This is a genomic window from Rhodanobacter sp. IGA1.0, from assembly GCF_040208325.1.
GTDB classification, from domain to species: domain Bacteria; phylum Pseudomonadota; class Gammaproteobacteria; order Xanthomonadales; family Rhodanobacteraceae; genus Rhodanobacter; species Rhodanobacter spathiphylli.
In genome coordinates, this window is the sequence record NZ_CP157948.1 from 2,860,205 (window position 1) to 2,871,944 (window position 11,740).

Consider the following 11,740-nt stretch of genomic DNA (forward strand, 5'->3'; position numbering starts at 1 on the left):
GCGTTCACCCATGCTCAGTCCTGCACCATGCCGATCGTGTGCAGCCATGCTTCGGCCAGCTTCGACCAGCCGGTGATCGGGTTCGCGGTGGGACGCAAGCCGAAGGCATGGCCACCATGCGCATACAGGTGCATTTCCGCCGGCACCTTCGCCTTTGCCAGTGCGGTGTAATAGACCAGCGCCTGATCCACCCCATCCACGTAGTCGTCCTCCGCCTGCAGCAGGAACGTCGGCGGCGTCGTGGCTGAAACCGGAATGTTCGGGTTCAACTTGCCGTCACCCCGGGTCAGGTGCCCGGGATAGATCGGCATGGCGAAATCCGGTCGCGCGCTTTCCCGGTCGGCCGCATCCACCGGCGCATACAGATGGCGATCGAAGTTCGTGCTGATCTCCGCCACCAGGAAACCGCCAGCCGAGTAGCCCAGCACGCCGATCCGGTGCGGATCGACGTGCAGTGCGGCGGCTTGCGAACGCACCAGCCGCATCGTCCGCTGCACGTCCTGCAAGGAGGACACCGACAAGGCGAAATTGTGCGGACGGCAGTCGCACTTCCAGTCGTAAGGCAGGCTCGGCACGCGATACTTCAGCAGCACGCAGGTGATGCCTCGCGATGTCAGCCAGTCGCAGGTCTCGGTGCCTTCAAGGTCGATGGCAAGGATCTGGAAGCCGCCGCCGGGAATCACGATCACCGCCGCGCCGGTGTTCTTCCCCGTGGGCGCGTACACCGTCATGGTGGGCTGCGTGACATTGGTGACCGCCGTCGCCGGCTTGCCCGCCAGCAGCTTCTCGCTGACCTTCGCCGTTTCCGGCCCGGGCACCGGCTGCAGATCCGGCGCCGCGCCCGGCCATATCGGAACCTGCGTGTGTCCGGCAGCAGGCTGCCACACCGGTGTCTTCGCCTGCACGCTGGCGCAAAGCGCCAGCAACCCGAGCGCGGCGATGAAAGCTTTCATGGCGAGTCTTCCTTGCTGGCGCATGGCCAGGCGGGATCTACAGGGCGGGAAATCTGCGGGAGCGCAGCGTGCCTATTCTGGGCGAGTCATCGGCCCGGCGGCGGCAGGTTTCATGACTTTCCCGGGACGCGTCGCGACACAACCCGTGCAGGGATTCAGCCGCGCTGCATTCCCTCGATACCCAGCCCGTCGATGCTGGCGATCCCGGCCGAATCGAAACCGGCCAACGCGCTGAACCGCCGCCCGCGCTCCGCATAATCCTTGAACTGATCGAAGCTGGGCGCACCCGGTGAAAGCAGGATCACGCCCGCGGCGGGAGTGCAGGCCCGGGCCTCGGCGACCGCCGCGGCCAGGTTGTCGACCAGGGCCAGCGGGCAGGCGACGCCTGCCGCGCGCAAGGCTTCGGCGATGCGCGCGCCGTTGCTGCCCATGCAGACGATCGCGTGCGCCGGTGCGTTGCGCATCGCCTCGACGAACGGCGTCCAGTCCAGCCCGCGGTCGTGACCGCCGACCAGCACGGTCACCGTGCGGCCGTGCAGGCTTTCCAACGCGGCCAGCGTGGCCAGCGGCGTGGTGCTGATCGAGTCGTTGACCCAGTGCCAGCCATCGTGTTCGCCCAGCGGCTGCAGGCGATGCGGCAGCGGTCGGAAGCGTGCCAGTGACGGCGCGGCAGCCAGCGCGTCCAGGCCGATCGCCTCCAGCGCGGCCAGCGCGGCGCAGGCATTCAAGGCGTTGTGCAGGCCGGGCGCGGCCAGCTGCGCCACCGGGAAAACCTGCTGCGTACCGCGGCAGATGACCTCGCCTGCAACGTGCCAGCCGTCGGCCTGGCCGAACTGCAGGCGCTGCGGATGCGTGCCGGTGAGCGCCAGCAGGTTCGGCTGCAAGGCATTCACCAGCAGCTGGCCGGACACGTCCCCCAGCTTCAGCTTGTCCGCCACGTAGCGCTCGCGCGAGCCGTGCCAGTCCAGGTGTTCTTCGTACAGGCTGGTGACCACGCCCAGCTCCACGGGCCCGGCTTCGCCGGTCTGGAAGCTGGACAACTCGATCACCCACAACTCCGCGCGCTGGTCGAGCAGTTCCAGCAGCGGCAGGCCGATATTGCCGGCCAGCGCGGTGCGCACGCTCAAGCTCCGCGCCAGGTGCGCGATCATCGCGCTGGTGGTGCTCTTGCCCTTGGTGCCGGTGACGGCGATCACGCGGGCGTCGGGGTTCTCGCCGAACCACAGCGCGGTGCCCGAAGCGACCGCCGTGCCCCGCGCCTGCGCCGCGAGCAACGCGGGCTTGTACGCCGACACGCCGGGCGACTTCACCACCACGTCGAACTGCGCCAGTGTCGCGGCATCCGGTTCGCCGGCAACCACCTCGAGCGCGCCATCGAAAGCGCGCGCCGCGTCGACCTCGCCGGCACTGCAAAACAGCACCAGCGACAGCTGCGGACAACGCTGGCGCAGGGCGTGGATCGCGGCACGGCCTTCACGGCCGAAACCCCATACCGCCACGCGGCGGCCTTCCAGATCGGCGAAACGCATCAGCCGATCGTCTTCAGTGCCGGCCGCAGACGTGCCGGCACGCGGTGCTCCGGCGACGGTTCCAGCCAGGGCTCCAGCGCCAGCTGCGAGGCATCCAGCTGCGGCAGGATCTCGCTGCGGAAGCGCGTCACCAGCGCATCTTCCTGCCACTCCGGCCGCTGGCTCAGCGCGAACATCGCGGCGCGCGCCTCGGCGCCCTCGCCCACGCATTCGAACGGCTTGTGGTCCTGGTATTCCAGCAGCGCGTCGAACCCGGCGGCCTGGTTTTCATCGTCCAGCAGGTTGCGGCCGAAGATGGAAAGCAGCCGCGGCTTGGGCAGGAACGGCGCCAGCGCCAGGAACACGAAGTGACACTTCGGGCACTGCCCGCACCAGCGGTCGACGGGCTTGGGCCCGAGCAACCTGAAGTTGCGATTGCAGCTGGAGAACGCGTCGAAGTACGGCGTCAGTTTCGCGAACGCGCGGGTGATCGCCAACTCCGAATACGGCCGCAGCAGCGAGCAGTAATCGAGATCGCTGGCCACGTGCGTGTGCAGCCAGCTGCCCAGCAGCTGCTCAAAGGCGTAGCCCTTGCTCCACTGGTGGTTCACCTGCTGGCCGTCATATTCCAGCGTGGCGGCCGAGGCGGAACGTTCGTTGGCGAAGGCGATGGAGTCGTAGCCATACAGGATCGCGGCGACGGCGAGGATCGCCGAGTTCACCGCGGTCACCGGGATATGTCCGTTCCACGCGCCCAGCTGGTTCATCTCGAACAGCCCTGGCGCCAGTTCGCGCTGGATGTTCAGCGTGGGCAGGCCGGTGCGCTCGGCGCAGGCCGCGATCAATGCCGAATTGCCGACCCACACGGCGGTCGCCTCGCCGCCGATGGACTTGATCGCCTCCACCGCGACCAGCGAATCCTTGCCGCCGCCGATCGGCACCAGGGTGCGCCGGGGCAGGTTGAGTGATGGAGCCTTGGGTAGACCCGCCCCCTCACCCCGCCCCTCTCCCCCCAGGGGAGAGGGAGATGTTGCGCTTCGCGGAAAACTTATGCGCCCGCGCAGGTCCAGCCCGTTGCGATAGGCGAACTCGGCCAGGCCGTGCAGGTACAGCGCGTCGAGCAGGTCGGCGGTGGCGTCATCCAGCGGACCATCGGCCAGCTCGATCTTCGGCGGCACGCCGGCCTTGTAATAGCTGACCCCGGCGATCAGGTGCAGCAGTTTCAGCGCCGCAGCGAATGCCGCGCGCCGCTCCGCCGGCAGCGCCGGCGCCTGCGGAAAGCGGATCGTCTCGACCAGTTCCTGACCATCATCGAACGCATAGCCCAGCTCGGCCACGCCATCGGCGTAGCTGGCACGGGTGAACCGGAACACCTGGGTCAGGCGGGGCTGCATGGTTGGTTGCACATCGTTCTCCAAGCGGTCGCCCATTATCGCCGCAGTTTCATCCGCGCAGGCAGAAGCATCATTCGAGGATGATTTCCTCGGCCTCGTCGCGCATGTTGTACGGGCTGGACATCACCTTGCCGTAGGCGCCGGCCTGGGCGATCAGCATCACGTCGCCCTCGGCCGCTTCGGGCAGGCGACGGTCGCTGCCCAGCACGTCGCCGCTTTCGCAGATCGGGCCGACGATCTGGTACAGCGCGGTGGCCGGTTCGTGCAGGCGGGTCAGGTTGACGATCTCGTGCCAGGCGTCGTACAGCGCAGGGCGTATCAGGCTGTTCATGCCGGTGTCCAGGCCCAGGTAACGCAACGCGCCCTTGCCCTTCTGCTGGGTGACCTTCGCCAGCAGCACGCCGGCGTCGGCTACCAGGTAACGGCCCGGCTCCATCCACAGCTGGTAATGCGGATACGCGGCCTTGACCTCGCGCAGCACCCGATCGAGCGCGGCGATGTCCAGCCGCGCCTCGCCCGGATGCGACGGCACGCCAAGTCCGCCGCCGATGTCGATGAAGCTGACGCTGCCGATGCGTTCGGCCAGGCTGGCCAGCTGGGCATAGACCTCGCCCCAGTGCGTGTCGTCGAGGATGCCCGAGCCCAGGTGCGCATGCAGGCCGCGCACCGTGACGCCGTGCGCGTCGGCCAGACGCAGGAAGTCGTCCAGCTGATCGACCGGCAGGCCGAACTTGCTGCCGCTGCCACCGGTGCGCACTTTTTCGTGGTGGCCCAGGCCGCGACCCAGATCCACCCGCAGCACGATCTCGCGGCCACGGAACAGTTCGCCCCAGTGCTCCAGCGGATACAGCGCGTCGAGCGACACCGTGGCGCGCGTGGTCAGCGCCCAGGCGTAGTCTTCGCGCGGCGCGAAGTTCGGCGTGAACAGCAGCGGCGCGGATTCGGGCACATGGGCCAGCACGAACTTCAGCTCGCCCGGCGACACGCATTCGAAACCGAAACCTTCCTCGGCCAGCGCAGCGAGGATGGCAGGATGGGTATTCGCCTTCACCGCGTAATGCAGGCGATCGACCGCAGCCAGCGACTTCAGCTCGCGCGCCTGATGGCGCACGGTGGGCAGGTGGTAGACGTAACGGGGCGTGGCTTCGGCGGCGATCTGCAGCAGGCGATCGCGCTCGGCCTCGTGCCACCACGCGGCGGCCACGTCCGGCACTTCGCCGCTGCCGTACAGCGCCTGCCAGCTGGGACCGAACAACGCGCTGTCGTCGGTGCGCAAGGCCCCGGCGCCGATCAACAGGTCGTGCAGGTGCGGCAGCAACAGATCCACCACCTCCTCGTCCACCACGAAGGTGAGATTCAGGTTGTTCGACGACTGCGAAATCATGTGCACGCGCAGCTGGCCGAACTCCGCCAGCACGCCGGACAAGGTATGCAGCAGCGAGCGCATGCCGCGGCCGACCAGGGTGATCGCGGCGCACGGCGCAATCACCTTGACCCGGCACACCTTGGCCAGGTCCGAGGCCAGCGCCGCGATCGCGTCGGAATCGAGCAGGTTCTCGGTGGGGTCCAGCGACACGGTGACATTGGTTTCGGCCGAACCGATCAGGTCCACCGACAGACCGTGCTGCTTGAAGTGGGCGAACACGTCGGCAAGGAAACCGACCTGTTGCCACATCCCGACCGATTCCATCGACACCAGGGTGATGCCCTTGCGCGCGCTGATCGCCTTGACGCTGGGCGCGTGCGCGCGCACCTCGGGACCGATCACGGTGCCCTCGAGCTCGGGCCGGTTGGTGTCCTTGATCAGCAGCGGCACGCGCGGCTCGCGCAGTGGCGACAGGCAGCGCGGATGCAGCACCTTGGCTCCGGTCGAGGCGATTTCCTGGGCCTCCTCGTAATCCAGCCGCTGCAGCAGGCGGGCCCCGGGCACCTGGCGCGGGTTGGCGGTGAACATGCCGGCCACGTCAGTCCAGATCTCCACCCGCTGCGCCTTCAGCAACGCGCCGAAATAGGCGGCCGAAGTATCCGAGCCGCCGCGACCGAGCAGCACCGTGCGCCCCTGGCTTTCACGGGCGATGAAGCCCTGGGTGATGAACACCTCGCCCAGCGCGGCCAGCCGCGCGTTCAGCGCGGGATCGGGTTTCGCCTCGACCATGGCCGACAGCAGCCGGGTGCGCTCGTTCTGGTTCGGCAGCGCCACGGCCGACAGGCATTCGCGCGCATCCAGCCATTGCGTGGTCACGCCGCTATGACTGAGGAAGGCGGCACCCAATGCACTGGACATCAGCTCGCCGTGCGCCTGCACCTGGGCCTGCCAGGCCAGTTCGCCCAAGCTGCCGCTGTCGTCGGCCAGCCGGACCAGGTCGCCCAGGCGCTCGTTGAGTGTCCCCGGCAGGGCCAGCTGCATGTGTTCGAGCAGTTCGTAATGACGCTGCACGATGGCCTTCGCCGCCTCGTTGCGCTCGGCGCGATCGGCGTGCCGGCACAACTGCTTCAGCGCATCGGTGATGCCGGACAGCGCGGAAACCACCACCAGTACCCGAGCGCCCTCGGCGCGCCGACTGGCCACCAGCTCGCGGATGTTCTGCCAGCGCGGCAAGCTCGCCACGCTGGTGCCGCCGAACTTCATCACGATCCAGGGGGCGTGGGCAGGCAGGGGCGCGGAAGTTGGCGAGGTCACGGGTGTTCGCTATGGGCGGTGGGACATCCGGCCAGTGTTGCGCTGCCGCATCGGAATTGCAAATGGTTTTTCGATGCGGTCATTTGGACGTTTGGACGTCTGAATGATGATGACTTGTCGGGGTTGGCGTGTGCGAGGCAGGCGGCCCGGAGGGGGTGGCCGGATGAAGACTGGATGGTCCGGAAAGCTTTTATGGGGCGAGGTCGGGGCTTTTTGGGGGCTGTTGCCGGAAACGTGGCGCACTTGCTCCCTCCCCTGCTCGCAGGGGAGGGCTGGGGTGGGTGCTTTTGAGCTTTTCGATGACCCTGAGCTACCCCACCTCAATCCTCCCCTGGGAGGGGAGGAGGCGATGGTGTGCGCTTCGCGCACTTGTTTATTGAACAAAGACGGGGATCTTTCCGATCCTGGCCTGCCACTCGCGCGGGCCGGTCTGGTGCACCGAGGTGCCGCCGGAATCGACGGCCACGGTCACCGGCATGTCCTCGACGGTGAATTCATAGATCGCCTCCATGCCCAGATCGGCGAAGCCGACCACGCGCGAAGCCTTGATCGCCTTGGACACCAGGTACGCGGCGCCGCCGACGGCCATCAGATACACCGACTGGTGCTTCTTGATCGCCTCGATCGCGGCCGGGCCGCGCTCGGCCTTGCCGACCATGCCGAGCAAACCCGTCTGCGCCAGCACCTGTTCGGTGAACTTGTCCATCCGCGTGGCGGTGGTGGGGCCGGCGGGGCCGACCACTTCTTCGCGCACGGGATCGACCGGGCCCACGTAGTAGATGAAGCGGCCCTTGAAATCGACCGGCAGCGGCTCGCCCTTGTTCAACATCTCAACCATGCGCTTGTGCGCGGCATCGCGGCCGGTGAGCAGCTTGCCGTTGAGCAGCAGGGTTTCGCCCGGTTTCCAGCTGGCCACTTCCTCGCGGGTGACGGTGTCGAGGTTCACCCGGCGGCCCTTCGAGGTGTCGTAGGTGAGCTTGGGCCAGTCTTCCAGCGACGGCGGATCGAGCATCACCGGACCGCTGCCGTCCAGCACGAAGTGCGCGTGGCGGGTCGCGGCGCAGTTCGGGATCATGGCCACCGGCAGGTTTGCCGCGTGGGTGGGGAAATCCTTCACCTTGACGTCGAGCACGGTGGTCAGGCCGCCCAGGCCCTGGGCGCCGATGCCCAGCGCATTGACCTTCTCGTACAGCTCGATGCGCAATTCCTCGCAACGGTTGGCCGGGCCGCGGGCGATCAGTTCCTGGATGTCGATCGACTCCATCAGCGATTCCTTCGCCATCAGCATCGCCTTCTCGGCGGTGCCGCCGATGCCGATGCCGAGCATGCCCGGCGGGCACCAGCCGGCGCCCATCGTGGGCACGGTCTTCAGCACCCAGTCGACGATCGAGTCGGACGGGTTGAGCATCGCGAACTTCGACTTCGCTTCCGAGCCGCCGCCCTTGGCTGCCACGATCACCTCGACCGTGTCGCCCGGCACGATCGACATGTTCACCACCGACGGCGTGTTGTCCTTCGTGTTGATGCGCTTGCCGGCCGGATCGGCCAGCACGCTGGCGCGCAGCTTGTTGTCCGGGTCCATGTACGCACGGCGCACGCCTTCGTTGGCCATGTCCTCCAGCGACATGCTGGCGTCGTCCCAGCGCACGTTCATGCCGACTTTCAGGAACACGGTGACGATGCCGGTGTCCTGGCACAGCGGGCGATGGCCTTCGGCGGCCATCCGCGAGTTGATCAGGATCTGCGCCATCGCGTCCTTCGCGGCGGGCGATTCCTCGCGCTCGTAGGCGGCGGCGAGGCTCTTGATGTAGTCGACCGGGTGGTAGTAGCTGATGTACTGCAACGCGTCGGCGACGGACTGGATCAGGTCTTCTTGCTTGATGGAGGTCATGGCGGCAGCTTTGATGTCGAGGGGGCGAGGCGCCGCAGACTGCTGTCCGGGGCGCACAACCCTCTTATTGTGCCGCAAATCGCTGCGGCGCCCGCAGTCCGCCGCAGCGGAAGGGTGACATCCCGGCTTGCCGCTATCATCGAACCCCTCCCCGTCACCCGTCGCCACCGACCATGCCCGACACCTTCCGCTTCCTGCAGCTGGACGTCTTCGCCAGCCGCCTGTTCGACGGCAACCCGCTGGCCGTGGTGATCGGGGCGGTAGGGCTGGATGGCCAGGCCATGCAGCGCATCGCGCGCTGGACCAATCTTTCGGAGACCACCTTCCTGCTGCCGCCGAGCACGCCGCAGGCGGATTACCGCGTGCGCATCTTCACCCCGCGGCAGGAGCTGCCGTTTGCCGGCCACCCCAGCGTGGGCAGCGCGTATGCGGCGATCGAGGCCGGCCTGGTCGACGCCGGCAAGACGGCGCTGATCCAGGAGTGCGCCGCCGGCCTGCTGCCGGTGCAGGTGATCGGCCAGGGACCGACGCGAATCATCCACGTGCAGGCGCCGCCGGCGCGGATGCACGCGCTCGACGATGCACGGCGCGCGCAACTGGCGTCCGCGCTGCAGGTGGAACTTGCCGGGGATGAGGTGGTGCTCGTCGACAACGGTCCGCACTGGCTGCTGTGCCAGCTGGGCGAGGCGGCAACCGTCCGGGCACTGAAGCCGGACATGGGCGCCCTGGCGGAAATCTGCACGCGGCAGCACGCCGTCGGCGTCGGTGTGTTCGGCCGCGAGCGTTCCGGCGATGCGGCGATGGCCGTGCGCGCGTTCTGCCCGGCCGACGGCATTCCGGAAGACCCGGTCACCGGCAGCGCCAACGCGGCGATCATGGCCTGGCTGGCCGCGCGCGGCGATCGCGACGGCTACGGCCTGGACTATCGCGCCAGCCAGGGCCGCGAAGTGGGTCGCGACGGCATCGTCGAGGTGGCCCGCGACGCAGCCAGCGGCGCGGTCACCATCGGTGGCGCCTGCGTGATCGGCGTACGCGGTGAACTGAGGCTTGATGAGCCGACCGGTCACGCATGAAGAAAACGGCCGCCCGGGGCGGCCGTTCTCCTGCACCGGTTGCGCGAGACTCAGAAACGATATTCGGCAAATCCCGACAGCGAGCTGACGGCTTCCTTGGCCTTGGTGCCATACACCGTGGCACGGCTGTGGTACTCGTCGAAGTTCACGCCCAGACTGAAGTGCGGCGTGACGTCGTAACCGACGCCGACGCCACTGTAGGCCCCATCGCCACTGAAACTGTCCGAGCCGAGAGTGGTCACGTTCGCGTCGAACTTCGAACGGAACCAGCCCGCGCGTGCGGACAGGTAGATCTTGTTGTTGAAGGTGTACTTGAAGTTGGCGCCAAGCAACGGCCCGGTCAGCTTGGTCTTGAGGTTGACGGTGTTGAAGTTGACGATCAACGACCCGCTCGCCTGGCCCAGGTTGACGTAGCCAGCTTCGACGCCAAGATCGCTGGCGTCGCCCATATGCCACGCATATCCGACGCGCGCCGCGGTGGTGGTGTCGGTACGGTCGTCGAAGCCGCTGTCGTGGAAGTGCGACTGGCCGACATTGGCGTTGATGAAGAACGCGCCCGTATCGGCGGCAAACGCGCCGGTCGACACGGTGCCCAACGCCAACGCGAAGGCGGCCATCCTGATGACTTTGTTCATACGATTCCCTGTTTGGATACTGCTGCCATGCCCGCTGCCACATGCATGCGGGCGCGGCATTCTGGGTGAAGCGGGAGACGGAACCAAGAGCCGCATGAAATTGCGAGACAACGCAGTTTTTGCGTCGACGCGCGGCCCCCTCACACGCCACGAGATTCCGACGCACCACCACCGTTGCGGTGTGCACGGCGAGCTGCAAACCGGGCCCGGCTTGCCCGATCGCCGGCGCGACGCCATGCTGTCGCGCCACCCCTGCAGAGTCCATCGAATGTCATCTCCTCCGCCGTCCACGGGCTCCTACCTGCGCAGCCTGCGTCCCTGGGACGCCGCCCTGATCGTGGTCGGCGGCGTCATCGGCGGCGGCATCTTCCTTACCCCCGGCGTGGTGGCGCAGCGCACCGAGTCCGGCTTGTGGCTGTTGCTGATGTGGGTGGCCGCGGGCTTGCTCACCCTGCTGGGTGCGCTGTGCTACGCCGAACTGGGCGCCCGCCGGCCGCATGCCGGCGGCACCTATGTCTACCTGCGCGAGGCGTTCGGGCCGCTGGCCGGTTTCCTGTTCGGCTGGACGATGCTGCTGGTGATCTACTCCGGCTCCTCCGCCGCGGTAGCGACGATCTTCGCCAGCTATGCCGCCCCGCTGTTCGGCCTGTCGGCGGCGTGGTCGCTGCCGTTGACGATCGGCGCGCTGGTCTTCGTCACCGGCATCAACCTGTTCGGTATCCGCCTTGGCGCGCAGATCCAGAACCTGTTCGCCCTGCTCAAGCTGCTGGCGGTGGCGGTGCTGGTGGCTTGCGGGCTGTTCTTCGCCGGCGCCGGCCACCAGCAGGTGCTGGCCGCGGACCCTGCGCGTCGCGGCGTGGGCTTCATCGGTGCGGCGCTGCCGGTGCTGTTCGCGTACTCGGGCTTCACCTATCTCAACAACCTCGCGGGCGAAGTGCGCGAGCCGCAGCGCACCTTGCCGCGTGCGCTGGCGCTGGGCATGGGCCTGGTGATCGTCGCCTACGTGCTGGTCAACGTGGCCTATCTCGCCGTGCTCGGCCACGCCGGCCTGGCGGCCAGCAACGCGCCCGCCGCCGACGTGATGCAGCAGGTGGCCGGGCCGATCGGCGCCAGGCTGATCGCGCTGGGCGTGGCGATCTCCACCCTCGGCTTCTGCAACATCACCCTGGTCGCCGGCGCGCGCGTGCTGCAGGTGATGGGCGAGGACGGCCTGTTCTTCCGCGCCGTGGCCCGCCTGCATCCTCGCTGGCGCACGCCGAACACCGCGCTGCTGCTGCTGTCGGGCTGGGCGGTCTTGCTGGCGCTGGCGTTCAGCTACGGCCAGCTGCTCGACTACGCCACCTTCGGCGACTGGCTGGCCTGCGCGCTGGGCGTGGCCACCCTGTTCTGGTATCGCCGCCATGACGATGCGGCAGGCGGCTTCCGCGTGCCGGGCTATCCGTGGCTGCCGCTGCTGTTCGTCGCCGCAGTGGTGGCGGTGGTCGTCGCCACCCTGCTCGACAACCCGCGCAGCTCGGCCATCGTGCTGCTGGTCATGCTGGCGGGCGTGCCGGTCTACTTCGTCTGGCGGCGCCTGTTCAGCCATCCACTGCCCTAAGCGGGCGGC

Annotated in this window: 8 protein-coding genes; 2 read left to right on the forward strand and 6 right to left on the reverse strand. The window is 67.9% G+C overall.

The window, feature by feature from the left end; genetic code table 11:
* Positions 1 to 14: 14 nt before the first annotated feature.
* The 5 genes from ABNK63_RS12950 to ABNK63_RS12970 all read right to left on the reverse strand — a co-directional run bounded on the left by ABNK63_RS12950 (position 15) and on the right by ABNK63_RS12970 (position 8,426).
* A complete protein-coding gene (locus ABNK63_RS12950; RefSeq protein ID WP_007805609.1) occupies positions 15 to 953 on the reverse strand; it encodes an alpha/beta hydrolase in 939 nt (312 codons plus the stop codon).
* 155 nt (positions 954 to 1,108) lie between these two features.
* Entirely contained in the window at positions 1,109 to 2,482 is a 1,374-nt protein-coding gene (murD, locus tag ABNK63_RS12955; RefSeq protein WP_007805608.1) for a UDP-N-acetylmuramoyl-L-alanine--D-glutamate ligase, read from the reverse strand.
* Entirely contained in the window at positions 2,482 to 3,855 is a 1,374-nt protein-coding gene (gene murL, locus ABNK63_RS12960) for a UDP-N-acetyl-alpha-D-muramoyl-L-alanyl-L-glutamate epimerase (protein WP_350015859.1), read from the reverse strand. The genes murD and murL overlap by 1 nt, the downstream gene beginning before the upstream one ends.
* A 70-nt stretch (positions 3,856 to 3,925) precedes the next feature.
* Entirely contained in the window at positions 3,926 to 6,484 is a 2,559-nt protein-coding gene (locus ABNK63_RS12965) for a bifunctional aspartate kinase/diaminopimelate decarboxylase (protein WP_350017224.1), read from the reverse strand.
* A 424-nt stretch (positions 6,485 to 6,908) separates the two neighbouring features.
* Positions 6,909 to 8,426: a fumarate hydratase gene (locus tag ABNK63_RS12970; protein ID WP_350015860.1), complete on the reverse strand. Its 1,518-nt coding sequence runs from the start codon at positions 8,424 to 8,426 to the stop codon at positions 6,909 to 6,911.
* 173 nt (positions 8,427 to 8,599) lie between these two features.
* On the opposite strand from ABNK63_RS12970, the gene ABNK63_RS12975 reads away from it, so the two are divergent.
* Positions 8,600 to 9,499, forward strand: coding sequence for a PhzF family phenazine biosynthesis protein (locus ABNK63_RS12975; RefSeq protein ID WP_350015861.1), 900 nt, complete (start codon positions 8,600 to 8,602; stop codon positions 9,497 to 9,499).
* 50 nt (positions 9,500 to 9,549) lie between these two features.
* Here ABNK63_RS12975 and ABNK63_RS12980 read toward each other — a convergent pair whose 3' ends face one another.
* Entirely contained in the window at positions 9,550 to 10,134 is a 585-nt protein-coding gene (locus ABNK63_RS12980) for an outer membrane beta-barrel protein (RefSeq protein ID WP_007805598.1), read from the reverse strand.
* Between the two features lie 268 nt (positions 10,135 to 10,402).
* Between ABNK63_RS12980 and ABNK63_RS12985 the strand changes: the two genes are divergently transcribed.
* Positions 10,403 to 11,731 (forward strand): amino acid permease, encoded by a 1,329-nt coding sequence (locus ABNK63_RS12985; RefSeq protein ID WP_007805596.1) that lies wholly within the window; start codon positions 10,403 to 10,405, stop codon positions 11,729 to 11,731.
* The last annotated feature ends 9 nt before the right edge of the window (positions 11,732 to 11,740 follow it).